Annotated in this window: 28 protein-coding genes; 14 read left to right on the forward strand and 14 right to left on the reverse strand. The window is 61.9% G+C overall.

Annotated elements, in window-relative coordinates; all coding sequences use genetic code 11:
- Positions 1–299: 299 nt before the first annotated feature.
- Positions 300–1,136 (reverse strand): IclR family transcriptional regulator, encoded by an 837-nt coding sequence (locus tag AC07RZ_RS06690; RefSeq protein ID WP_092392953.1) that lies wholly within the window; start codon positions 1,134–1,136, stop codon positions 300–302.
- A gap of 185 nt (positions 1,137–1,321) precedes the next feature.
- Here AC07RZ_RS06690 and AC07RZ_RS06695 point away from each other — a divergent pair, with 185 nt between their 5' ends.
- The 7 genes from AC07RZ_RS06695 (at position 1,322) to AC07RZ_RS06725 (ending at position 8,017) form a co-directional block, all read left to right on the forward strand.
- On the forward strand, positions 1,322–2,398 hold the full coding sequence (locus AC07RZ_RS06695; RefSeq protein WP_494667350.1) for an ABC transporter ATP-binding protein: 1,077 nt from the start codon (positions 1,322–1,324) through the stop codon (positions 2,396–2,398).
- Complete coding sequence (locus AC07RZ_RS06700; RefSeq protein WP_494667351.1) at positions 2,391–3,257, forward strand: ABC transporter permease; 867 nt, start codon at positions 2,391–2,393, stop codon at positions 3,255–3,257. Before AC07RZ_RS06695 ends, AC07RZ_RS06700 begins: the two co-directional genes overlap by 8 nt.
- A 17-nt stretch (positions 3,258–3,274) precedes the next feature.
- Positions 3,275–4,072 (forward strand): ABC transporter permease, encoded by a 798-nt coding sequence (locus tag AC07RZ_RS06705; protein ID WP_494667352.1) that lies wholly within the window; start codon positions 3,275–3,277, stop codon positions 4,070–4,072.
- Between the two features lie 28 nt (positions 4,073–4,100).
- A complete protein-coding gene (locus tag AC07RZ_RS06710) occupies positions 4,101–4,397 on the forward strand; it encodes a (2Fe-2S)-binding protein (protein WP_494667353.1) in 297 nt (98 codons plus the stop codon).
- On the forward strand, positions 4,390–5,775 hold the full coding sequence (locus AC07RZ_RS06715; protein WP_494667354.1) for an FAD/NAD(P)-dependent oxidoreductase: 1,386 nt from the start codon (positions 4,390–4,392) through the stop codon (positions 5,773–5,775). Before AC07RZ_RS06710 ends, AC07RZ_RS06715 begins: the two co-directional genes overlap by 8 nt.
- Positions 5,772–6,893, forward strand: a complete 1,122-nt coding sequence (locus AC07RZ_RS06720; RefSeq protein ID WP_494667355.1) for an NAD(P)/FAD-dependent oxidoreductase — start codon at positions 5,772–5,774, stop codon at positions 6,891–6,893. Before AC07RZ_RS06715 ends, AC07RZ_RS06720 begins: the two co-directional genes overlap by 4 nt.
- Before the next feature lie 77 nt (positions 6,894–6,970).
- Positions 6,971–8,017, forward strand: coding sequence for an ABC transporter substrate-binding protein (locus AC07RZ_RS06725; RefSeq protein ID WP_494667356.1), 1,047 nt, complete (start codon positions 6,971–6,973; stop codon positions 8,015–8,017).
- A gap of 12 nt (positions 8,018–8,029) precedes the next feature.
- On the opposite strand, the gene AC07RZ_RS06730 is transcribed toward AC07RZ_RS06725, so the two are convergent.
- On the reverse strand, positions 8,030–8,473 hold the full coding sequence (locus tag AC07RZ_RS06730) for an Lrp/AsnC family transcriptional regulator (RefSeq protein ID WP_144738548.1): 444 nt from the start codon (positions 8,471–8,473) through the stop codon (positions 8,030–8,032).
- A gap of 133 nt (positions 8,474–8,606) precedes the next feature.
- Between AC07RZ_RS06730 and AC07RZ_RS06735 the strand changes: the two genes are divergently transcribed.
- Positions 8,607–9,494: a DMT family transporter gene (locus AC07RZ_RS06735; protein WP_494667357.1), complete on the forward strand. Its 888-nt coding sequence runs from the start codon at positions 8,607–8,609 to the stop codon at positions 9,492–9,494.
- Positions 9,495–9,549: 55 nt separating this feature from the next.
- Here AC07RZ_RS06735 and AC07RZ_RS06740 read toward each other — a convergent pair whose 3' ends face one another.
- Positions 9,550–10,242 carry an alpha/beta fold hydrolase gene (locus tag AC07RZ_RS06740; protein ID WP_494667358.1) on the reverse strand — a complete coding sequence of 231 codons (693 nt, stop codon included), beginning with the start codon at positions 10,240–10,242 and terminating at the stop codon, positions 9,550–9,552.
- 150 nt (positions 10,243–10,392) lie between these two features.
- Positions 10,393–10,605, reverse strand: a complete 213-nt coding sequence (locus AC07RZ_RS06745) for a hypothetical protein (RefSeq protein WP_494667359.1) — start codon at positions 10,603–10,605, stop codon at positions 10,393–10,395.
- On the opposite strand from AC07RZ_RS06745, the gene AC07RZ_RS06750 reads away from it, so the two are divergent.
- The 6 genes from AC07RZ_RS06750 (at position 10,600) to AC07RZ_RS06775 (ending at position 15,579) form a co-directional block, all read left to right on the forward strand.
- A complete protein-coding gene (locus AC07RZ_RS06750) occupies positions 10,600–10,761 on the forward strand; it encodes a zinc-binding dehydrogenase (protein WP_494667360.1) in 162 nt (53 codons plus the stop codon). The genes AC07RZ_RS06745 and AC07RZ_RS06750 overlap by 6 nt on opposite strands.
- Before the next feature lie 408 nt (positions 10,762–11,169).
- Positions 11,170–12,342 carry a cytochrome-c peroxidase gene (locus tag AC07RZ_RS06755; RefSeq protein ID WP_494667361.1) on the forward strand — a complete coding sequence of 391 codons (1,173 nt, stop codon included), beginning with the start codon at positions 11,170–11,172 and terminating at the stop codon, positions 12,340–12,342.
- 22 nt (positions 12,343–12,364) lie between these two features.
- Positions 12,365–13,708: a putative porin gene (locus AC07RZ_RS06760; protein ID WP_494667362.1), complete on the forward strand. Its 1,344-nt coding sequence runs from the start codon at positions 12,365–12,367 to the stop codon at positions 13,706–13,708.
- A gap of 9 nt (positions 13,709–13,717) precedes the next feature.
- A complete protein-coding gene (locus tag AC07RZ_RS06765) occupies positions 13,718–14,254 on the forward strand; it encodes an FMN-binding protein (RefSeq protein ID WP_494667363.1) in 537 nt (178 codons plus the stop codon).
- Positions 14,251–15,081, forward strand: a complete 831-nt coding sequence (locus AC07RZ_RS06770; protein WP_494667364.1) for an FAD:protein FMN transferase — start codon at positions 14,251–14,253, stop codon at positions 15,079–15,081. The genes AC07RZ_RS06765 and AC07RZ_RS06770 overlap by 4 nt, the downstream gene beginning before the upstream one ends.
- A 3-nt stretch (positions 15,082–15,084) precedes the next feature.
- Positions 15,085–15,579 (forward strand): DUF4405 domain-containing protein, encoded by a 495-nt coding sequence (locus AC07RZ_RS06775; protein WP_494667365.1) that lies wholly within the window; start codon positions 15,085–15,087, stop codon positions 15,577–15,579.
- 224 nt (positions 15,580–15,803) lie between these two features.
- On the opposite strand, the gene AC07RZ_RS06780 is transcribed toward AC07RZ_RS06775, so the two are convergent.
- The 10 genes from AC07RZ_RS06780 to urtE form a co-directional block, all read right to left on the reverse strand.
- On the reverse strand, positions 15,804–16,676 hold the full coding sequence (locus AC07RZ_RS06780; RefSeq protein ID WP_494667366.1) for a pirin family protein: 873 nt from the start codon (positions 16,674–16,676) through the stop codon (positions 15,804–15,806).
- A gap of 184 nt (positions 16,677–16,860) precedes the next feature.
- On the reverse strand, positions 16,861–17,463 hold the full coding sequence (locus tag AC07RZ_RS06785; RefSeq protein WP_494667367.1) for a HupE/UreJ family protein: 603 nt from the start codon (positions 17,461–17,463) through the stop codon (positions 16,861–16,863).
- Positions 17,464–17,531: 68 nt separating this feature from the next.
- On the reverse strand, positions 17,532–18,170 hold the full coding sequence (ureG, locus tag AC07RZ_RS06790; protein WP_144738541.1) for an urease accessory protein UreG: 639 nt from the start codon (positions 18,168–18,170) through the stop codon (positions 17,532–17,534).
- Between the two features lie 35 nt (positions 18,171–18,205).
- A complete protein-coding gene (locus AC07RZ_RS06795; RefSeq protein WP_494667368.1) occupies positions 18,206–18,886 on the reverse strand; it encodes an urease accessory protein UreF in 681 nt (226 codons plus the stop codon).
- A 14-nt stretch (positions 18,887–18,900) separates the two neighbouring features.
- Complete coding sequence (ureE, locus tag AC07RZ_RS06800) at positions 18,901–19,419, reverse strand: urease accessory protein UreE (RefSeq protein ID WP_144738539.1); 519 nt, start codon at positions 19,417–19,419, stop codon at positions 18,901–18,903.
- Positions 19,420–19,440: 21 nt separating this feature from the next.
- On the reverse strand, positions 19,441–21,144 hold the full coding sequence (gene ureC / locus AC07RZ_RS06805) for an urease subunit alpha (protein WP_494667369.1): 1,704 nt from the start codon (positions 21,142–21,144) through the stop codon (positions 19,441–19,443).
- The gene (locus AC07RZ_RS06810) at positions 21,141–21,464 is read right to left on the reverse strand and encodes an urease subunit beta (protein ID WP_494667370.1); all 324 of its coding nucleotides are present in this window, start codon (positions 21,462–21,464) and stop codon (positions 21,141–21,143) included. Before AC07RZ_RS06810 ends, ureC begins: the two co-directional genes overlap by 4 nt.
- Before the next feature lie 17 nt (positions 21,465–21,481).
- Positions 21,482–21,784 (reverse strand): urease subunit gamma, encoded by a 303-nt coding sequence (locus AC07RZ_RS06815; RefSeq protein ID WP_092393009.1) that lies wholly within the window; start codon positions 21,782–21,784, stop codon positions 21,482–21,484.
- Between the two features lie 72 nt (positions 21,785–21,856).
- Complete coding sequence (locus AC07RZ_RS06820; protein WP_494667371.1) at positions 21,857–22,765, reverse strand: urease accessory protein UreD; 909 nt, start codon at positions 22,763–22,765, stop codon at positions 21,857–21,859.
- 6 nt (positions 22,766–22,771) lie between these two features.
- Positions 22,772–23,470 carry an urea ABC transporter ATP-binding subunit UrtE gene (urtE, locus tag AC07RZ_RS06825; protein ID WP_144738537.1) on the reverse strand — a complete coding sequence of 233 codons (699 nt, stop codon included), beginning with the start codon at positions 23,468–23,470 and terminating at the stop codon, positions 22,772–22,774.
- Position 23,471: the final 1 nt, after the last annotated feature.

Here is a 23,471-nt window from a genome sequence, read left to right on the forward strand (position 1 = left end):
CCATATTCCAGGCAAGGAAGATGAACATGTCTTCCTTGCCGTTTCAGTAAAAAATCCTGCCTTGATTTTCTCCTGATTTGCCGCGCAGCCTTCCTGCGCGCATGGATTTTCCGGAGCCTTGCCGTCGTTCAGGTGCCGATACAAGAGTAGATTCACCTTTCGCCGGGGCCACTTTCCAGATAGGACTGGGTTCCGGGAGTCTTCTCCTTTATCGGCTATCGCGATAGCCGCATCCTTTCCAATTTACGTTTTGCAATCCAGTTTGACGACCGGTCCGTACGCGCGAGCCGGTCGTTTTGTCATTTGGGCGGCTCAATCGGCAAGCCGCCGAGTATCTGCGCAGGCCTGCGCAGCACCGGGTCGAACGGATTAAGCTGCGCGCCGACGCTCGCGGCTTCTTTCTTCAATATCTGCACCACGGTCGGCAAACGATCGGCATTCAGTCTTTCCGCCAGCGTGGCGACGCTCAGGGCGGCCACTGCACGACCCTGGCGGTCCAGCACCGGCACCGCAATGCCCGCCATGCCGGGCAGCAGCCCGACGCCGTGGCTGGCGGCGTAGCCAAGATCGAGAGAGCGCTTGATTTCGGTGCGCAGATACACCTCGTCGTACAGGCCCAGGTCCAGCAGGCGCGGCAGGTTGAAGCGGATGATTTCTTCCCGTTCCGCTTCCGGCAGGAACGCCAGGATCACCAATGCTCCCTGGCCGACCCCGAGCGCCACCCTGCCGCCTACGTCTCCCGTAAACGAACGGATCGGGAACGGTCCCTCGCTGCGGTCCAGGCACATCGCGTCGTAGCCGCTGCGCACCAGCAAGAACATGGTGTCGCCCAGCGCTGCCGACAGCCGCAGCAGGATAGGGCGGCAGATATCGCGCAAGTTGCCGCGCTGGCCGGCGCGCGCAGCGAGCGCAAAAAATTCCACGCTCAAGCGATAGGCCTTGCTGCGTTCATCCTGTTCGACCACGCCTTCGCCTGCCAGTGCGCGCAGGATGCGGTGCGCAGTGGGCTGGGCCAGGCCGGTGGCCTGGGCGATATGGGTCAGCTTGGCGCCATCTCCGCTGCTTGCGGCCAGGGCCCGGATAATCGCGAAACCGCGCTGCAGGCTGGTTCCGGTAGAACCATCTTGATCCTTCATCAATTTCTCCAGGTGGAATATATATATCTATATGTTTAATAATATATTCATTTAATGGAGTAAATCAAATAATTAGTCTGGTATATGGAATATTGAATTGACCCTGATTTTTCTTTTCACTATATTTCGGAAAAGGCTTTGGCAAGGTATTGGATGCAAAACCGACCGTCATGGGAGACAAGTCGATGTCGTTTCTACAGCTGGAAAACCTATCCAAGCACTACGGTGACTTCACCGCGGTGGAGAAACTCAACCTGACGGTGGAGAAGGGGGAGTTCGTTTCGCTGCTCGGACCTTCCGGCTGCGGCAAGACCACCACCCTGCAAATGATCGCCGGTTTTATCGAGGCGAGCGCAGGCCGGGTGCTGCTGGACGGGCGCGACATCACCCATGAAAAACCGAACCGCCGCGGCCTCGGCATCGTGTTCCAGAGTTATGCCTTGTTTCCGCACATGACGGTGAGCGGCAATGTCGGCTTCGGCCTGGAAATGCGGCGGATTGCACCGGACGAATGCGCTGAGCGGGTACGCAAGGCGCTGGCGCTGGTGCACCTGGAAAAACTCAGCCATCGTTATCCACGCGAGCTGTCCGGCGGCCAGCGCCAGCGGGTGGCCCTGGCGCGCGCCCTGGTGATTGAACCGCCGGTGCTGCTGCTGGATGAGCCGATGTCGAATCTCGACGCCAAGCTGCGCGAGGACATGCAGGTAGAGCTGCGCGAGATCCAGCGCAAGGTCGGCACCACTACCATCATGGTCACGCATGACCAGTCGGAAGCCCTGTCGATGAGCGACCGCGTGGTGGTGATGGATGCCGGCCGCGCGATCCAGATCGCCAAGCCGTTCGATGCTTATGAATCGCCGGTCAACCAGTTTGTCTCGCAGTTCGTCGGCAAGGCCAACCTGTTCGAAGGGCAGGTGGCCTCGGTCAGCCAGCAAGGATCGGCGCTGAATGTTCACGGGCATCTGCTGAACACCAGCGACGCTACCTTGCAAATCGGCGAACAGGTCACGCTTTGCCTGCGCCCGGAAAAACTGGAACGCTGCAGCCCGCAGGATGAAATCATTCGCGGCCGGGTGCGTTCCGGCGTGTTCCTTGGCAACCAATGGCTGTATCACATCGACACCGGACTGGGCGATTTGCTGGCCACCTGGCAGAACTGCGGCAATGCCGCATGCAGCGACGGCCAGGAGGTTTCCTTGCGCTGGCCTGCGGATGCGCTGCACATCGTCAAGCGCGGACAGCCCGAGGTCCGGCATGGCTAAGTCGCCCGCGCTGTCGTCGCCATTGCTGCCGTACTTGCTGACCGCCCCGGGCGTGATCCTTTTTTTCACGATGGTGCTGGTGCCGTTGCTGCTGACCTTGCTGCTGTCTTTCTACGGCTTCGATTCCGGCACCGGCATCGTCGCAAAATTCAGCCTGAACAACTACTGGCAGGTGTTCAGCGACGAATATTTCCATTCCATCTTCTTGCGCACATTCTGGATAGCGGGCCTGACCACGCTCATCTGCATAGTGATCGGCGCCCCGGAAGCTTATGTGCTGAGCCGCATGGGGAAACCGTGGCGCTCGATTTTCCTGGTCGTCATCCTCGGGCCCCTGCTGGTGTCGGTAGTGGTGCGCGCTTTCGGCTGGAGCATGCTGCTCAGCGCCAACGGCCTGGTTAATTCGGCTATCGCCTGGTTCGGTTTTGCGCCGCTCAAGCTGCTCTACACCACGGGCGCCATCGTGATCGCCCTGGTGCACGTGATGCTGCCGTTCATGGTGATTCCAGTATGGACCTCCTTGCAAAGGCTCGACCCTACCGTCGCCCAGGCAGCCATGTCCCTGAACGCCTCGCCGGCGACCGTGCTGCGGCGGATCGTGCTGCCGCAGGTCTTGCCCGGCATCCTCTCCGGCAGCCTGATCGTGTTCGGCCTCAGCGCCAGCGCCTTTGCGATTCCGGGCTTGCTGGGCGGACGCCGCCTGAAAGTGGTCGCGACCACGGTCTACGACGAATTCCTCGGCTCGCTCAACTGGCCGCTGGGAGCGTCGATAGCCATCATCCTGCTGCTGGCGAACCTGCTCATCATGCTGAGCTACAACCGGGTCCTGGAACGCAAGTATTCCAGGACGCTGGGCTAACCGGGGAAACCGATCGTATGCGCAACAATGGTCCGATTGCCTTGATATTCCATGCGCTGGTGGTGGCGTTTGTACTGGCGCCGCTGCTGGTTGTGTGCCTGGTCGCGTTTACGCCGGAAGACACGCTGTCCTTGCCGACCCACGGTGTTTCATTGCGCTGGTTCAAGGCTGTCTTCGAACATCCCGACTTCGTGCAATCGTTCTACAACAGCCTGCTGCTGGCCCTGCTGTCCGCCACGCTCTCGCTGTGCGTCGCGCTGCCGGCAGGATTGGCGATAGGACGCTTGAGTTTTGCCGGCCGCGATGCCTTGAATGCCTTGTTCCTGTCGCCGCTGATCATTCCCACCCTGGTGCTGGGGGTGGCGCTGATGCGCCTGTTCGCCAGCATGGGCGTCAGCGGCTCGTTCAGCTGGCTGGTGGTGGCCCACGTGGTGGTGATCAGCCCCTATGTATTGCGGCTGGTGCTGGCAGCGGTAGTGGGCATGGATCAAAGCGCCGAGCAGGCCGCGCAGTCGCTCGGCGCCGGACCCTGGACGGTATTCCGGCGCGTCACGCTGCCGATGATCCTGCCCGGCATTACCGGCGGCTGGCTGCTGGCGTTCATCAACAGTTTCGACGAGCTGACCATGTCGATTTTCGTGACCACGCCGGCAACCGTCACCCTGCCGGTGCGCATGTACATGTACGCCACCGAATCGATCGACCCGATGATGGCTTCGGTGTCGGCGTTGATGATCCTGGTTACCGGCGCCGCGATGCTGGTGCTGGATCGCGTCTACGGGCTGGACAAGGTATTGATCGGCCAGCAGGGATGAATCCATGCCAGCAACAGGAAACCAGGCAATGACTTTATTTACCAGAATCGCAGAGACGCAGCGCGAACCGGTCAGCTTCTCGCTGGACGGCCGGAGCGTGACCGCGCTGGCAGGCGACACCGTATTGACCGCGGTCCTGACGCAGGCGGACAGCTTGCGTTTGTCTGAATTCAGCGGCAAGCCGCGCGCCGGATTTTGCCTGATCGGCGCTTGCCAGGATTGCTGGATGCGCACTGAAGACGGACAGCCGCTGCGCGCCTGCAGCACCGAAATCCAGGCCGGCATGCGGCTGCTGACTGCAGTCTCGGGAGCGCAGCATGGATGAGCCGCGGATCGTGATTGTCGGCGCCGGCCCGGCCGGGGTGCGTGCTGCCGAAGTCCTGGTGGCGGCAGGATTGCGGCCGGTGGTTGTCGATGAAAACCAGCGTGCCGGCGGCCAGGTATATCGCCAGCCGCCTGCAGGGTTTGTGCGCTCGAAAAAACAGCTGTACGGTTTCGAATCGGCCAAGGCGGATGCGCTGCATCGCACATTCAACAAACTGCGCAGCTATATCAATTATCTGCCCGAGACCCTGGTGTGGAATTGCGATGGCCGCCAGCTGGACCTGCTGGGCCGCGGCCAGCACCAATCCTTGCCCTATTCGCACCTGATGTTATGTACCGGCGCCATCGACCGGGTTTTGCCGTTCCCGGGCTGGCTTTTACCTGGCGTGTATACCCTGGGCGCAGCCCAGGTCGCGCTGAAAGCGCAAGGCTGCGTGATCGGCAGCCGTATCGTCCTGGCTGGTTCCGGACCCTTGCTTTACCTGCTTGCCTATCAATATGCGAAAGCCGGCGCCGACATTGCGGCAGTGCTGGATACCTCTTCTTTTGCCGGCAAACTGCAGGCGACATTCGATCTGCTTAAGCAACCGCTCGCTTTGGCCAAGGGTTTGTATTTTCTGGCTTGGCTGCGCTGCCATGGCGTCAAGGTGGTGGAGGGCGTGGAAAAAATTGCAGTCAAAGGCGAGCAAAAGGTAGAAACCATTTCCTGGCATAAGGATGGCCGGGAGCAAACGCTGGAGTGCGACGCTGTCGCCAGCGGTTTCGGCCTGCGTTCGGAAACCCAGCTGGCCGACCTGGCGGGCTGCGCGTTCGAGTTCAGCCAGCTCAATCAGCAATGGCTGCCGCAGCGCGACCAGGCCGGGCGCAGCAGCGTCAAGGGGGTATACCTTGCGGGCGACGGCGGCGGCATCGCCGGCGCCGACGCCGCCGAACTGGCGGGACGGCGCGCCGCCCTGGCCTTGCTTGAAGACTTGGGAAAGACCATCGACGCGGGAGAAAGCAGGCGCCTCGATCGTGCATTGCAACGCATACAGGGGTTCCGGCGCGGACTGGAGCGTGCATTTCCAACGCCGGTCGAATGGGCGCGCGAGTGCGCCGATGAAGAAATCATTTGCCGCTGCGAAGAAATCACGGCGGGCGAACTGCGCCATGCCGTGGACCATGCCGGCACGGTCGAAATGAACCGGCTGAAAGCGCTGACCCGGGTCGGCATGGGACGTTGCCAGGGGCGGGTTTGCAGCGCCGCCGCAGCTGAAATCCTGGCTTGCAGCACTGGCAAATCGCTGGCGGAAATCGGACGCCTGCGCGGCCAGCCGCCGATCAAGCCGATGCCGGTGGCGGCTGGCGCGGCGGCGAGCCTGATACGGGAAACGTCATGAGCGAGCAGCTGACAGCTGATGTCGCCATTATCGGCGGCGGCCTGATGGGATGTTCTGCCGCGCTGGCCTTGCGTCGCATGAACCTGTCAGTGGTGTTGCTGGAACAGGGCTGGTGCGGTGCGCAAGCCAGCGGCGTCAATTATGGCGGGGTACGGCGCCAGGGCCGGGCTGCGGTGCAGCTGCCGTTATCGCAGCGTGCCTATGCGATCTGGCAGCGTTTGCCGCAACTGGTAGGCAGCGACTGCGAATATACGGTTTCAGGCCATCTGAAACTGGCGCGCAGCGAGATTGAAATGGCGTCGCTCGAAGACTACCGCGCGCAAGCCGACGGCTTCGGCTTGCAGCTTGAGATCCTTGGACGCGCAGCACTGCGCCAGCGCTTTCCATGGCTGGGCGAGAAGGTCGCCGGCGGCTCCTTGTGCCCGGGCGACGGCCACGCCAATCCACGGCTGGTGGCTGCCGCTTTTGCGCTGGCGGCAAAGAATCACGGCGCCGACTTGCACGAAGGGACGGCAGTAGAAAGCGCCGTCTTCGATGGCGAGAAATTTACGGTCCGCGCTGCCGGCGGGCTGGAAGTCAAAGCGAAATTCCTGCTTAACTGCGCCGGTGCATGGGGCGCAAGATTTGCCGGACAATTTGGCGAGCACGTGCCGGAATATCCAATTTTTCCGAACATGTGGGTGACCGAACCGATGCCCAAACTGGTAGAGCCCAATGTCGGCATCGTCGGCGGCGGTTTTTATGTGCGCCAGGTAGAAAGAGGAAATTTCGTGCTGGGCGGCGGACGCGGCACGGGGCAGTTGGCGATTGCATCGACCAGGCCGGCCAGCGCCTCCATGTTTGCCTCGATGAGGATGGCTTGCGAATTCATTCCTGCATTGCAAAACGCATTGGTTATCCGCAGCTGGACCGGCGTCGAGGGCGCCTTGCCGGATCATCAGCCGGTACTCGGGCCGAGTGCGACGACTCCTGGCCTGTTTCATGCTTTTGGTTTTTCCGGCGCCGGCTTCCAGCTGGCGCCGGCAGTAGGGGAAGTCCTGGCGGACCTGGTAGCCCATGGGGCGACGGCAACGCCTATCGAGGCTTTCAGCATCGGCAGATTCAGCGCAATAAGTTGAAAACAAGCGGAAGCCGATGCATCAGGAAATTATGTGGCAGGCATATCGGGGCGTTTAATCTTTGAGGAGGCGGGACCATGAAATTCAAACAGATTCTCCTGGCGACAGGATTCATTTCTGCATTAGGCGTCGCGGCGGCAAGCAGCGCCGAGACGCGCACGCTGTATGTCGGCATGAACGGCGGCAGCATGGAAAAAAATTACACCAGCTATATATTCCCGGAATTCGAAAAAGCCAATAACGTCAAGATTGTGGTGGTTCCCGGCACGTCCGCCGACATCGTGGCCAAGATGTCGGCGCAAAAAGACAAGCCGCAGATGCACCTGGTGTTTCTCGACGATGGCGTCATGTACCGCGCGGTCGGCATGGGGCTGTGCCAGAAACTGAAAGACGCTCCGGTATTCAAGGAAATTTATCCATTCGCGCGCATGGCGAACGACCAGGCGGTGGGGATAGAACTGGGCACGGTCGGCATCGGTTACAACAAGAAGATGTTCGATGAAAAAGGCTGGGCTGCGCCGACCTCCTGGATGGATTTCGCCGATCCGAAATACAAGGGAAAAGTGGTGTTCCAGTCGATCCAGAGCAGCACCTTCGGCCTGCACAGCTTCCTGATGTTCAACCGCCTGGTCGGCGGCACCGATAAAAATGTCGAGCCGGGTTTCCAGAAGTGGGGCAGCACGGTCGGTCCTAACGTGCTTGAGTACCTGTCCAGTTCAGCGAAAATATCGGAAATGGTGCAAACCGGCGAAACCGCGATTTTCCCGCTGACGCCGACGGCAATTGCGAATCTGAAAGCCAAGGGCATCCCGGCCGAATTTGCTACGCCGAAAGAGGGGGCCGTCATGCTGATGGTCGGCGCTTGCGCCTTGAAGAATAATTCCGAACCCGAACTCTCGCAGAAACTGGCGGAATACCTGTTGAGCGCCGGCGCGCAAGCCAAGGCGGTGGAGTATGCCAACGTCATTCCGATCAACAAGAATGTCAAGATACCGGAATCCGTGCAAGCCAAGATAGGCAATGTCGACAAGCTGATGAAAAACATCAACACGGTCGACTGGGACGCCATCAACAAGGACCGCGCCGCCTGGAACGATCGCTGGAGCCGCATGATCGAGCGTTAACCTGGCGCTGTCCTATGCGGCGGCAAACGGCGGCGGCCGGCGCTTGATCGGCTGCGCCTTGACGATCGCGGTATTGGTCTCGGCCTTGTCGGCGATGCGGTCGATGACCTGGTCCAGTTCTGCGATCGAGCGCACGAACAGGCGCGCGATATAACAATCTTCTCCGGTCACCTTGTCGCATTCGCAGAATTCGGGCGTGTCTTCGATCAGCTTCTGGACGATCTGCAGCTTGCCGGGCAGGGGCCGGATGCGCACGATGGCTTGCAGCTGGTAGCCCAGCGCCTGCGGATCGATATCCACCGTGAACCCGCGGATGACGCCGCGCTCCTCAAGCCGGTGCAGCCGCTCCGACACGCTGGGCGAGGACAGGCCAACCTGCTGGCCCAGTTCCTTGAGTGAAATACGCGCATCCTTGAGCAGGACTTCAAGGATGCGCTGGTCGACATTGTTCAGCATTTTGCATGTCTCCGGAAATTTGAAATATTGCCTTATATAATAAGGCGAATGACGCATATTTCCTTGTATTAAGCATGGAAAATACGATGATAAAGTGAGATTATCAGGCTCTGACGGCTTTCGGGAGCTTTATATGAACAAGAAAGTAAGCGGCACGGTTGAAATGACCGCCGCCATGGCCATTTCGGGAACCATCGGCTGGTTCGTCGTGGTTTCGGGCCAGCCGGTGCTGGACGTGGTGTTCTGGCGCTGCGTGTTTGGCGCGGCAACCTTGCTGATAGTCTGCGCCGGAATGGGGCTGCTGCGCGGCGCCATCACGCTGCGCTTGCTGGCCCTGGCGGCGCTGGGCGGGGTGGCGATCGTGGTCAACTGGCTGCTGCTGTTCATCTCTTATTCGCACGCGTCGATCTCGATCTCTACCGCGGTCTACAACACCCAGCCGTTCATGCTGGTCGGCCTGGGCGCGGTTTTTTTCGCTGAGCGGCTGACGCTCAACAAGCTGACCTGGCTCGCGATAGCCTTTGCCGGCATGCTGCTGATCGTGCTGGCGCAACCGGGCGCGGCCGACAGCGGCAGCAATTACTTGGCGGGGATACTGATGGCGCTGGGCGCGGCCTTTTTCTATGCGGTGGCCGCCATCATCACCAAGAAACTGGCCGGCACGCCGCCGCACCTGATTGCCTTGGTCCAGGTCTGCGTCGGCATGCTGATGCTGGCGCCTTTCGCCCACCTGTCGGCGCTGCCTTCCGGCGTCGGCGCCTGGAGCATACTGGTGACGGTCGGCGTGGTGCACACCGGGCTGATGTATATCCTGCTGTATGGCGCGATCCAGAAATTGCCGACGCACCTGACGGGATCGCTGTCGTTCATCTATCCCATCGTGGCGATCGCAGTGGATTTCCTGGCCTTCGGCCACCGGCTGCAGCTGAGCCAGCTGATCGGCGCCGCCGCTATCCTGATCGCTGCCGCAGGCATGAACCTCGGCTGGGCGCTGTGGAAGCCAAGGGTGCAAATGCAATGACGACAAGCGCCGCAGCCAGCCGGTAGCCGGCCGCCGCGGCGCTGTAACGGCCGCATCAGGCCAGGGCGCGCGCCGCCTCTTCAATCAGGGCGACGATTTCATCGGGATGCGAGGCCATGGAAGCATGGCTGGCCGCCAGTTCGATGGTCTTCCTAGGTTTCATGCGTTCGGCGAACCAGCGCTCGGTTGCCGGCGGGATCATGCGGTCGCTGCTCGAGACCTGGTACCAGGAGGGTTTGGTTTTCCATGCCGGCGGCCCCGAGGCGTCGCCGAAGCAACGGGCAGCGATCGGCTTCTGCGTCAGCGCCATCACCAGCGCTTCCGTTGCATCCACGTCCTGGCAGAAATTGTCGCGGAACTGGTCGCGGGCGATCCACAGGAAACCGTTGTCGTCCGGCGCGATGCTGGCGGCGCCGGGCGGCGGTTCGCGCATGCCGAAAATGCCTCCCGGGGTTTCGCCTTCATCGGGAGCGAAGGCGGCAACGTACACCAAGCCAAGCACATTCGGCGCATGGCCCGCGCCGGTGATCACCATGCCGCCGTAGGAATGGCCGACCAGCAGCGTCGGACCGTTCTGGGCTGCGGCGAACCTGGTGGTGCGGTCGACATCGTCGGCCAGCGAGGTGAGCGGGTTTTGCACGGCGCTCACGCGGTATCCTCTTGCGTGCAGCGGCGGAATCACGTGGCGCCAGTGCGAGCCGTCGCCCCATGCGCCATGCACCAGGACTATATTGAGCTGCGTTGCCATATTGCGTTCTCCTGTTCTGTCGAGCGACCGTGGAAACTGCAGGATGGTGTCGCTCAAGCCATCCCGGACAATGCTGGTCGTTGATGCCGGTTTGCGCTTTTCCAGCCCAGTGTGCCGTTGATATTGGCCAGATGCGATGGCAGCTTGGCATCAAATCATCCGGGCGTCCGGAAAAGTTTCCAGCAACAGATCGGAGAATACCCGCAGCCTGCTGCTGACATGGCGCCGGCTCGAATACGGCAGCCAGACTTCCACTTCGCTGTCGGCCAGGATGCCGATCTCATGCAGCAGGCCGCGTTCCAGGTCCTGCCGGATCAGCGACGGCGGCAAGACGCCGGCGCCGGCCGGTGGCTCCAGATGCATCCCGATGCGCAATTGCTGGCGACCCTGGCGGCGATGGTGGTGCGCGGCGAAATAAAGGTCGAGGTGTCATGCCTGTTCCAGCTCGATAACGCGCGGCAGGCGATCGACTGTCCTCACTCGGGAGGAAGACGGGGCAAAGCCGTCCTTGAATTCTGAGCGGCTTGTACTCATGAATTGATACATGCCTGAATCCACGTTTCCGGTGTATGGCGGACGGCACAAGGCGAGACCCGGTTGCCCCCGTTCTTGCCATTGTGCACACCAGCGAGGTTCCCAAAGCGTGGCCGATTGTTGGGAGAAAAAGACATGTTCTGCAGAAATTCCCAGCTGAAAGTGATAGTAATTGCTAATTGCAATCATTCTCAATACCATTCGTATTCTATTGTTTCGTATTGTTTCAAATAAGAATAAAACGATGAAACAGAGGAGGAGCAGCCCCAAGGTCTGGATAGGTCTTTGGCCGGGGCTTGCATGACTTTAAATCAACAAAAAACAACACACATGTTTCAAGATAATGTTGCGGCTCCGGCCCGCAATCGGGGAAGGCTCAAGTGGCCGCTCGCATTGGCGATAGCCTGTCTGGCGGCTGCATGCGGAGGAGGCGGCGACGACAGCGCCAGTACGCCGATTACGCCGGTGGCCGATGGCGGTTTGAGCAAGGTCGCCGCCCTGGGCAAGAAGATATTCAGCGATCAGAGCCTGTCTGCCTCAGGCAAGCAGTCCTGCGCCACCTGCCACAATCCCGACAATGCACACGCGCAGAGCAACGACCTGGCAGTACAGCTGGGCGGCGCCAATCTCGATGTGCCCGGCTTTCGCGCGGTGCCGTCCTTGCGTTACCTGAACCTGACCCCGGCTTTCTTCTTTGCCAGCGACGGCACGCCGACCGGCGGCTTCAATCGCGACGGCCGCGCCAATACGCTGGCCGACCAGTCGGAGCGGCCGTTCCTGGCGCCGCACGAAATGGCCAACGGCAGCAAGGCCAGCGTGATCGTCAGACTGAAGCAGGCGGCGTATGCCGAGGAATTCCGCCAAGTGTTCGGCGCATCCATCCTGGACAATAGCGACGACGCTTTCAACCGTATCCAGCTGGCGTTGCAGCAGTACCAGAAAGAAGACGCGGATTTCCATCCCTACGATTCCAAGTACGATCAATTCCTGGCCGGCAAGGTGCCGCTGGACGCGGCCGAGCTGCGCGGACTGGCCCTGTTCAACAACCCGACCAAGGGCAACTGCGTCGCCTGCCACCTGAGCGCCAAGGGGAGCGACGGTTCGCCGCCGTTGTTTACCGATTTCACTTTCGACAACCTTGGCGTGCCGCGCAATCCGGCGATCGCAGCGACCGCCGACGCGGCTTACTTCGATCTCGGCCTGTGCGGGCCGGACCGCACCGACCTGGGCAACCGCAGCGAGCTGTGCGGCGCCTTCAAGGTGCCGACCTTGCGCAATGTCGCCACCCGCAAGGTGTTTTTCCATAACGGCTACTTCAAGACTTTGCGCGAGGCGGTGAGTTTCTACGTCAAGCGCGATACAAATCCGGAGCTGTGGTATCCGGCCGACGCGAATGGCGTCGCCCAGAAATTCAACGACTTGCCCGAGCAATACCGCAAGAACGTGAATGTCACCGAAGTGCCGTATAACCGGCAACCGAATATGCCGCCGGCATTGTCCGACAGCGAAGTCGACGATGTCGTGCAGTTTCTCGGCACGCTTACCGATGGCTACAAGGCACAATAAAATTTAAAGGGGAAGCAAGATCATGAAAAAAAATATCCTGGCGCAAGCCGTTGCATTGGCCTTGATGGCAAGCCCGCTGGCGGCGTCGGCCAGCGAAGCGGAATTGCTGAAACGGCTCGACAAGCTGGCTGCCGAAGTCGAGCAGCTCAAGGCTGAGCTCGCGGCCACCAAGAAAAAAACCGACACGGTTGAAAAGCGCCAGGACGCGCTGGCGGCTGCACCTGTTGCCCCAGTAGCGGTCGCGGCTGCTCCGGCAGTCGCCGCTGCGCCGGTCTCGACGGTAGCGGCGGCTTCGCCGGCGGCCATGTTGGGACCGAACACGGTGCTGTCGAGCTACGGCGAAGTCAATTACACCCGTCCGCGTCATGACAGCAGCAAGGCGCAGACCGATGTCGCCCGCGCGGTAATCGGCATCACCCATCGTTTTGACGAAAAGACCAAGATGGTGGCTGAATTCGAATGGGAGCATGCCGTCACGTCCGCCAGCGACAAGGGCGAGACGGAAGTCGAGCAGCTGTATGTCGAGCGCGAGTTCAACAACGGCCTGCGCGCCAAAGGCGGCCTGTTCCTGATCCCGGCCGGCTTGCTCAACACGAATCACGAACCGACTGCCTACTACGGCGTATATCGCAATTTCGTTGAAACCGCGATCATCCCGTCAACCTGGCGCGAAGCCGGCCTGGGACTGTCGCAGACCCTGGACAACGGCTTGACCTGGGACACCGGCCTGACTACGGGCTTCGACCTGAGCAAATGGGATGCCGCAGCGACCGAAGGCCGCGATTCGCCGCTGGGCAGCATCCACCAGGAAGGCCAGATGGCAAAGTCGCACGATCTGAGCGTGTTCGGCGCATTGAACTGGCGCGGCGTGCCAGGCTTGCTGCTGGGCGGCTCGGTGTTTACCGGCAAGGTCGGACAAAAGACCCCGGATTTCCCGGCGCAAGATGCGCGCCTGACCTTGTGGGACCTGCATGCCCGCTACACCCCAGGCAAGTGGGACTTGTCGGCGGTCTACGCGCGCGGCACCATCAGCAACACCGAAGCCCTGAACCAGACATTTGCCGGCCAGCCGACGCCGGTGCCGTCGTCGTTCTACGGCTGGTACACGCAAGCCGCCTACCAGTTATGGAAAAATTCCGACTACACCCTGACGCCCTTCGTACGCTATGAGCGCTTCAACACCGCCAACGGCTACGCAGCGATGCCGGCCGGCCTGGCAGTCGCCACCGGACCGAACGAAGGCGTGTGGACTACCGGCCTCAACTTCAATGTCGGTGAAGGCGTGGTCCTGAAAGCCGATTACCAGAAATTCAAGGTAGATACCGCGCGCGACCGCTTCAACCTCGGCCTGGGTTATGCTTTCTGATTTTTGATCATGAAACCCATCAATATGACGGTGCTGGCGCTTGCCGCCGGCGCTGCCTCGAACGCTTTCGGCACCCAGTACCTGACGGTGGAGCAGGCGCAGCAAGCCATGTTTCCGGACGCCAGCGGATTCAAGGATGCCAGCCTGCAGCTGTCCGCCGAGCAGATGAAGCAGGTCGAAAAACTTTCCGGCTTGCCTGCGCGTTCGGTCGCCTGGCGCGTGTTCGCTGCCTATAAAGGCGATACCCAGCTGGGCTACATGGTGCTGGACGACGTGGTCGGCAAGTTCGAGCTGATCTCGTACGCGGTCGCGGTCAATCCCGACGCCAGCATCAAGCAGATTGAAATCCTGACCTATCGGGAAAGCCATGGCTTTGAAATCAAGAGTCCGGCGTGGCGCAAGCAGTTCGTCGGCAAGACGGCCGCAGCCGGTTTGGCGATCGGCGACGGCATCGCCAGCATCAGCGGCGCCACGCTGTCGTGCACTCACGTTACCGATGGCGTGCGGCGGATCGCTGCGATTGCCCAGGTCGCGCTGAAAAAATGAAGCGGCGGGCGCAACCTTGGCTGGGAACCCTGGTTGAGGTGACGCTTGCCGATGCTCTCGACGGGACAGCCGCCGCAGCTGCATTCGACGCCGCCTTTGGCGCAATCGCCGAAGTGCATCGCCTGATGAGCTTTCATGACGCCGCCGGCGATGTCAGCAGGATCAATCAAATGGCGGTCGACAGCGTACTGCAGGTCGATGGCCATACGGCGGCAGTGCTGCGCGCGGCGCTTGACATGAGCACGGCGACAGGCGGCCTGTTCAATATCGCTTGTGCCTCGAAACTGGTGCAGTGGGATTATTTGCCAGGTGCGGGTGCGGACCTCGATGCGGACACCGATGCCAGCCGGCCGGCCTTGCATGTCGATGAAGCCGGCAACGTCCGCAAGCTGGCGCCGGTGCTGATCGACCTCGGCGGCATCGCCAAGGGTTACGCGGTGGACGTCGCCATCGCCGCTTTGCAGAGACAGGGTGTTGCTGCGGCTTGCGTCAACGCCGGCGGCGATTTGCGGGCGTTCGGCGAAAACCCGTTTCCGGTCATGGTCCGCGATCCTCGTTCACCTGGGCAGATCGCCTGCCAGATAGATCTGGACAATGCTGCAATGGCCACTTCAGGCAGTTATTTTTCACAAAAGACGGTACGAGGCCAGCTGCGATCGGCGCTGGTTCACGGCATCGACGGCAGTGCCCTGGTCGACAGCGTCAGCGCCACGGTGCTGGCCCCTGACTGCATGACGGCCGACGCCCTGACCAAGCTGGTGTTGCTGAGCAACGACCCGCGGCATCCGTTATTGCAACGGTTTGGAGCGACTGCTTTTATAATCTGACGGATGCGCCAACTCAAACATCCTAAACATAGCCTGCATCGTGCCAGCACCCGGCCGCCGCTCATCCGTTTCCGGCTTGAACGCTGGCACCGTCTCAGCCTGTATGGCGTGTCCGGCTTGCTGGCGGCCAGCGGCATCCTGTGGTTGGTCGTGCACTATTTTTTCCGTGTCGCCGGCGAGTTCGGAGAGACTGTCAATCCGCTGGAGCCATGGACTATGAAATTGCACGGCGCCGCTGCCATGGCCGCGCTTTTTTTTGTTGGAAGCTTGCTCAACAGCCACATGCGCCGCGCCCACCATGCTCGCCGCAACCGCTATTCCGGCTGGGGCATGGCCGCGCTGCTGGCCTTGCTCACGATAAGCGGTTATGCCTTGTATTACCTCGCCAGCGAATCAAGCCGGCCGCTCTGGTCGGCGGCGCACTGGATACTGGGTTTGCTGTTTCCTGCATTGCTGGCGTTGCATATCTTTCTGGGACGGCGCGCAGCCAGGCGCTAGAGGCAAGCCGATCGGGGTCGGCATCGGCGACCATGCTCTTCCTGATGCCGGGAATGGGGCATTGCCGCGGCGGCGTCGGCCCCAATACATTCGACGCCATCGGTACCCTCGACCAATGGGGGGGAGAGCGGCCGCCCTCCCGGCCAGACGATTGCCGTCACATCTGAAACGACCGATGGCGTTGGCGGTTTGGCCGACAGCACCTTGAACAAAGAGATCCGAGCCTATGCATCCGGCAAGGGAATCCGTTCGTTGTCGCCCGGCACCGGATCGAAGCGCTGCTCGCGCCAGTTGTCTTTGGCGGTTTCAATCAGCTGCGGATCGCTGGCGACAAAATTCCACCAGATGGTGCGCGGCCCGTCGATAGGAGCGCCGCCCAGCAGCATGACCTGGGCTGCTTCGCCGGCGGCAATGCGCACCGCCTGGCCAGGTTCCAATACCGCCAGCACGCCCATTTCCAGCATTTCGCCATCGATGGTCACGCTGCCGCTGGCGACATACACCGCCTGCTGCGGATATTCCGCTTCCAGCGTGAACTGCGCGCCGGCCTGCATTTCGGCGGCGACATACAAGGTCGGCGCCAGGACCTTGACCGGCGCCTCCTTGCCGAAGGCGCGGCCGGCGATGATGCGTAACCGGTAACCGTCGCCCTCGACCAGCGGCAGGCTGGCAGCCGGATGGTGAACGAAGGCCGGCGGCCCCTGTTCGTCGGCCAGCGGCAGCGCCACCCAGGTCTGGATGCCGTGCAGGCGCCAGCCTTTGGCGCGCTGCGCCGCAGGCGTGCGTTCGGCATGGACGATGCCGCGTCCGGCAGTCATCCAGTTGACGTCGCCCGGAATGATTTCCTGGTCGTTGCCCAGGCTGTCATGGTGGCGGATGGCGCCTTCGAACAGATAGGTGACCGTCGCCAGGCCGATGTGCGGGTGCGGGCGGACATCGATGCCCTGGCCGCTGGCGAAGTCGACCGGCCCCATGTGGTCGAAAAACAGGAAAGGTCCCACGCTTTGGTGGCGGCCGGCCGGCAGCACGCGGCGTACTACGAGTTCGCCGAGGTCGCGGGCGCGCCCCGGTATCCGGTATGCAATAGAGGTAGTCATGTTATATCCAGTCCAGGTTGCAAAAAAGGAAGTGCAATGACTTCAGCAAGCTGAAAGACATTAGCATATTTGAATATGCAGGGTCCCGAACAATGAAAAAGCCAGTTTCTTCCGCGGCGCAGCGCGGAAGAAACTGGCTTTTTTTGAATCGCTGCAAGCTGCAGCCATGGGGCTTGGCTGTTTCTTAGAGTGCGCCGGACAGCAGGTAGCAGCCCACCGCCGCAATCGCCACGCCGCCCAGCCGCACTGCCTGCGCCGCCATTTTCTGGCCGGCAACCAGGCCGATCGCCAGGCCAAGCGCATGCAGCAGCGCTGTCGCAGCGACAAAACCGGCGCCATACCAAAGCGCCGAGGCGCCATGCGGCAACTCGCTGCCATGCGCATAGCCGTGGAACAGCGCGAAGATGGAAACCACGCCGGCGCTGGCCCAGAGCGGCATGCGCACGGCGAAGGCGATCAGCAGGCCGAGCACGGCGACCGATGCCGCAATGCCGGTTTCAACCGCGGGCAGCTGCAGGCCGGAAAACGCCAGCAGCGCGCCGGCCGCCATCGTCAGCGGAAACGCCAGCGGCAGCACCCACAGCGCGGAGCGCTTGTTTTGCGCCGCCCACAGGCCGAGCGCCAGCATCGCCAGCAAATGGTCGATGCCGGAGAACGGATGGGAAAATCCGTCGTTGAAGCCGAATGCGTCGGGATGGCCCGGATGGGCGAACGCCGAGCCGATGCCGAAGGCGGCGATGGCCAGCGCGCTGAGGCGGCCACAGGTACGGGCGGAAGGATGGGACATGGCAGGACTCCTTGGAAATGGCGGTCTATTTGAAGAGTTCATTTGGGTTGCTTATTTGGATTGCGGATTCAGGCTGCTGATTTAGGCTGGTCCAGCAAACCTTGTTCGCGGATGAAAGCGATCACTTGCTCAACGCCGTCGCCGCTGCGCAGGTTGGTGAAAATGAACGGCCGTTCGCCGCGCATCTTTTTGGCGTCGTGCGCCATCACATCCAGGTTGGCGCCGACGTAGGGGGCGAGGTCGGTCTTGTTGATGATCAGCAGGTCGGAGCGGGTGATGCCGGGGCCGCCCTTGCGCGGGATTTTTTCACCGCCGGCGACGTCGATCACGTAGATGGTCAGGTCGGACAGTTCCGGGCTGAAGGTCGCCGCCAGGTTGTCGCCGCCGGATTCCAGCAGGATCAGGTCGAGGTCGGGGAAATCGGCGCTCATGCGCGCAATTGCCTCCAGGTTGATCGAGGCGTCTTCGCGTATCGCGGTGTGCGGGCAGCCGCCGGTCTCCACGCCCATCAGGCGCTCCGCCGGCAAGGCGTCGGCGCGCAGCAGGATCTCCATGTCTTCCTTGGTGTAGATGTCGTTGGTGATGACCGCCATGTCGTAGTGGTCGCGCATGCCTTTGCACAGCATTTCGCACAGCGCGGTCTTGCCGGAGCCGACCGGGCCGCCGATGCCGACGCGGAGTGGATTGGATGTTGAGGAAGTGGTCATTTTGGGATTCGCTTAAAAATATTGAATGCTTGGTTTCAGGAGCGGTAAAGGCGGCTGTATTGTTCTTCATGCTGCATCGACAGCAGCGACAGGCCCGGCGCCCAGTTCGACAATTCATGGTCGGCCAGTTCTTGCGCCTGCCGTGCAGCCAGCTGCAGTTCTGCCTGCAAGGACAACAGCAGGCGCTGGCCGGCGACCTGGCCCAGCGGTATCGACTTGACGCACACCAGCACCTGGTTTTCCGCCCAGGAAAACAGCATGCCCAGCAGCGCCGCCTCATGCGGCACCTGCAGCGCTACCGCGGCGTAGGCGTAGGCGGTCGGCAGCGGCAGTTCCGGCTGGGCCTGCAAGATCGCCAGCAAGGCGGCATCGCCTACCTGCAGTTCGATCGCCAGCTTGCCCAGCGAATATCCCATCTGTATGGTTTCGGCGCGGAATTCGGCGGTGTCGCGGGCTGCGATGAAGCGTTCAGTCCACAGCGCAACCGCGGCGCCGTCGCGGCCTTCGAACGCTTGCAGCAGGCGCCACAAGACGGGCGCCTCAAACAGCGTCACTACTTGCTGCAGGTTGTTGCAGATCCAGCCGCGCGCGGATTCCGGATCCTTGACCCAGCCCTTGTCGATAGCCGTTTCCAGTCCCTGCGAATAGCTGTAGGCGCCGATCGGCAGCGACGGACTGGCCAGTTGCAGCAGGTGGAGCAGCGCGGTCGCGTTCATCTTGTGTGCCGGACTCAGGTGCCGGACTCGTCGCCAGGCCGGTGGATTTTCTGGCGCAGCGGCACCGGCGCCAGCAAGCCGTCGTGATGATGGTGATGGCCGCCGCCATAGGCTCCCGATTCGGGCTCGAACGCCGCCAGTTCTTCGGTGACCGTGGCTTGCAAGCCCTGCAGCATTTCCTTCAGCACCGCATCCTTGCGTATGCGCAGGAACCCGTCGCCGACATGCGCCTGGGTGTGCCGGTTGCCCAGGTGGAAAGCGCAGCGCAGCAAGGCGTGCGGACTGGCGCATTCGATGCGGTAGGTTGCTTCGGCCGCCGCCATGATCCTGATCACGCGCTCCTGGCCGCTGTCGTCGCTGCCTTTGAGCAGGTCGCCATGGCGCAGCACGGTGCCGCGCACCGTGAATACGCCGACTTCTTCGCCGCTGGCCAGCGCTGCCCGCAGGCGGCTTTTCTCGCGCAGTTCATAGGGCAAGACCAGTTCGCCATGGACCAGGTCGGCGCGTTCTACTTTTGTGTTGAGGATTAACATCTTGCTTTCGTCGAAATTGAATCAGAACAGGAAATAACGCTGCGCCATCGGCAATATGCTGGCCGGTTCGCACACCAGCAATTCGCCGTCGGCGCGCACTTCATAGGTTTCCGGATTGACTTCCATGTGCGGCGTGGCGCTGTTGTGGATCATGTGGTGCTTGCGCAGGTGGCGCACGTCTTTGATCGCCACCACCGGCTTGTTCAGCTTCAGGCGTTCGCCTATGCCGTCGTCAAACGCCGCTTGCGAAACAAAGGTGAGCGAGGTCTTGAGGCCGCCGCCGTAGGCGCCGAACATCATCCGGTAGTGCACCGGCTGCGGGGTCGGGATAGAAGCGTTCGGATCGCCCATCTGGGCGGCGGCGATCATGCCGCTTTTCAGGATGGCGGATGGCTTGACGCCGAAGAAAGCCGGCTTCCACAGCACCAGGTCGGCAATCTTGCCGACTTCGATCGAGCCCACCACATGCGAAATGCCATGGGTGATGGCGGGATTGATCGTGTATTTGGCGATGTAGCGCTTGACGCGGAAATTGTCAGCCTTGCTGCCGCTGTCCTCGGCCAGCTTGCCGCGCTGGACCTTCATCTTGTGCGCGGTCTGCCAGGTGCGCATGATGACTTCGCCGACCCGGCCCATGGCCTGCGAATCGGACGACATCATGCTGATGGCGCCGATGTCGTGCAGGATGTCTTCGGCGGCGATGGTCTCGCGCCGGATGCGCGATTCGGCAAACGCCACGTCTTCGGCAATCGCGGCATCGAGGTGATGGCAGACCATCAGCATGTCCAGGTGCTCGTCCAGCGTGTTGACGGTAAACGGCCGGGTCGGGTTGGTGGACGAGGGCAGCACGTTGCTGTTGCCGACCGCGGCGATGATGTCCGGCGCATGGCCGCCGCCGGCGCCTTCGGTATGGAAGGTGTGGATGGTGCGGTCCTGGAACGCGGCCAGCGTGTGTTCCAGGAAGCCGCCTTCGTTCAGGGTGTCGCTATGGATCGCGACCTGCACATCCATGCGGTCGGCCACGCTCAGGCAGTTGTCGATGGCGGCCGGGGTCGAGCCCCAGTCTTCATGCAGCTTGAGGCCGATGGCGCCGGCCCGCACCTGTTCTTCCAGCGGCCCCGGCAGGCTGATGTTGCCCTTGCCGAGGAAACCCAGGTTCATCGGGAAAGCGTCGGCCGCCGACAGCATCGCATGCAGGTGCCAGGGGCCGGGCGTGCAGGTGGTGGCGGCGGTGCCTGCCGCCGGGCCGGTGCCGCCGCCGAGCATGGTGGTGACGCCGCTCATCAAGGCTTCTTCCATCTGCTGCGGACAGATGAAATGGATGTGGCAATCGATGCCGCCGGCGGTGACGATCTTGCCTTCGCCGGCGATGATCTCGGTGGCGCCGCCGATCACCATCGTCACGTCGGGCTGGATGTCCGGGTTGCCGGCCTTGCCGATGGCGGCGATCTTGCCGCCCTTGATGCCGATGTCGGCCTTGACGATGCCCCAATGGTCGATGATCACGGCATTGGTGATCACCGTGTCCATTACATCCTTATGCATGCGCTGCGACTGGCCCATGCCGTCGCGGATCACCTTGCCGCCGCCGAATTTCACTTCTTCGCCGTAGGTGGCGTAGTCCTTTTCGATTTCGATGAACAGCTCGGTGTCGGCCAGGCGGATGCGGTCGCCGGTGGTGGGGCCGTACATTTCGGCGTAGGCGTGCCTTGCGATCTTGCTCATGATTTTGCTCGTTTCGTTAATGCGCCCATGACCTTGCCGTTGAATCCGTAGACGATGCGGTCGCCCGCCAGCTCCACCAGTTCCACCGTGCGCTTCTGGCCCGGCTCGAAGCGCACCGCGGTGCCGGCGGCGATGTTGAGCCGCATGCCGTAGGTATCCTCGCGCTCGAACAGCAGGGCCGGGTTGACTTCGTAAAAATGAAAGTGCGAACCGATCTGGATCGGCCGGTCGCCGCTGTTGGCGACGGTGACGCTGCTGCAGCGGCGGCCGACATTGAGTTCGATGTCGCCGCCCTGGATCTGCATTTCTCCTGGAATCATGTTGGCTCCGGCGCTGGTTAGGGAATGGGGTGATGCACGGTGACCAGCTTGCTGCCGTCCGGGAAGGTGGCTTCGACCTGGATGTCGGGAATCATTTCGGCGATGCCGTCCATCACGTCGGCGCGGGTCAGGATCTGGCTGCCGTAGGACATCAGCTCGGCGACGCTCTTGCCGTCGCGCGCGCCTTCCATGATGGCGGCGCTGATCAAGGCTACCGCTTCCGGATAGTTCAGCTTGAGGCCGCGCGCCAGCCGCCGTTCTGCCAGCAGGGCGGCGGTGAAAATCAGCAGCTTGTCTTTCTCTCTTGGCGTCAGGTCCATGTGACTGTTCTTTCTTTTCGATGACGGAGGCGATGTCGGTTCGTTGATTCGTTGATTCGTTGATTCGTTGATTCAGGTGTTCCAGATGCGCGGTATCAATGCTGCGTGTCCCAGCAATTGCGGGCGGACCAGCTGCCAGGCTTGCATCATCCACTGCCGCGCCAGTTCGCTGGAGTGGCCCAGGTGGCGCAGCACCAGGACTGACTTCACCTGCGTGACGCCGACGCTGGCCCGGTCTCCCGCCAGCTGGTTCGAGAGTTCGCGCAACTGTTGCACGAAGCCCGGGGAAAACGGCTTGCCGGCCACTACCAGGGTGGCGCACACGGTACAGCCCGCCAATCCCAGGCGGTTGTGCATGGCCGGGCTGGCGCCGCTCAGCGCACCTTGTTCAAACCACAATAATTTGCCGTCGCGGCGAATGCTGGTCTGCTGCGAGATGCGGCCGCTGTTGAATGTTTCGCCCGAGGCGGTGCGGCCGAAGCACAGGATCTCGCCGCCGATGTAGCGGGCGTCGCCTTGCAGCTCCACCTGGTGTTCCAGCGCGACTTCGGCCTGGTCGAAAAAAATGGTCTCCTGCGGCAGCCATTCCATGGTTGCCGAATCGGCAAGCTGCAGCCGGACGTGCTGCTGCGAAAGCTTGCCGTTGGCCTGGTACCACTTGGCGGCGCCGGGCGTGGTGAGGAAGGCGTGGGCGCCTGGACCGACGCTGGCCTTGACGGTAAGCTGGTCGCCGCCGACCACGCCGCCGGGCGGATGGACGATGATGGCGTGGCAGATCGACGGATGTTCCGGATAGAGCGATTTTTGCACACGCAAGGGGCCGTAGTGGGCGCGCTCCAGCAGCCGCGTGGTGCCGCGGTCGTCGCCAAAGCGCAGCGACAGCCAGGCCTGGTTGCCGGCGCGATGGATCGGCTCGGACAGGGCCGCAGGCAGGGCAGGCCCGGCGCTGGCCGGCATGGGCTGGGCAATGAAATTATCCATGGGGAACTATACCGCCAAGTGCCGTTTCACGCTGTCGTCATCCATCCCGTCCTGGCTGCCGGCGGCCACCACTTCGCCGCGCGACAGCACGACAAAGTTGTCCGCCAGGTCGCGCGCAAAATCGAAGTACTGTTCGCATAGCAGGATGCCGATGTCGCCGCGTTCGCGCAGCAAGCGGATCACGCGCCCGATATCCTTGATGATGGAGGGCTGGATGCCTTCGGTCGGCTCGTCCAGGATGATCAGCTTCGGTTCCGCCAGCAAGGCCCGCGCGATCGCCAGCTGCTGCTGCTGGCCGCCGGACAGGTCGCCGCCGCGCCGCTGCAGCATTTCTTTCAGCACCGGGAACAGTTCGTAGACCTCGTCCTTGATCAGCAACGCCTTCTTGCCCGATTTGGTGGCCATGCCCATCAGCAGGTTTTCTTCCACCGACAGGCGCGCAAAGATTTCACGTCCCTGCGGCACATAGGCAATGCCAAGCGCGGCGCGCTGGTGCGGCTTGAGGCTGGTGATGTCGCGTCCCTCCAGCACCACCTTGCCGCTGGCGCTGGGCAGCACGCCCATCAGGCATTTCAGCAGGGTGGTCTTGCCGACGCCGTTACGGCCCAGCAGAGCCAGGCACTTGCCTTTTTCCAGGGACAGCGAAACGCCGCGCAGGGTATGCGAGGAGCCGTAATACTGGTTCAGTTGTTCAACGTTCAGCATA

The sequence above is a fragment of the Collimonas sp. GW821-FHT07E08 genome, from assembly GCF_059418905.1.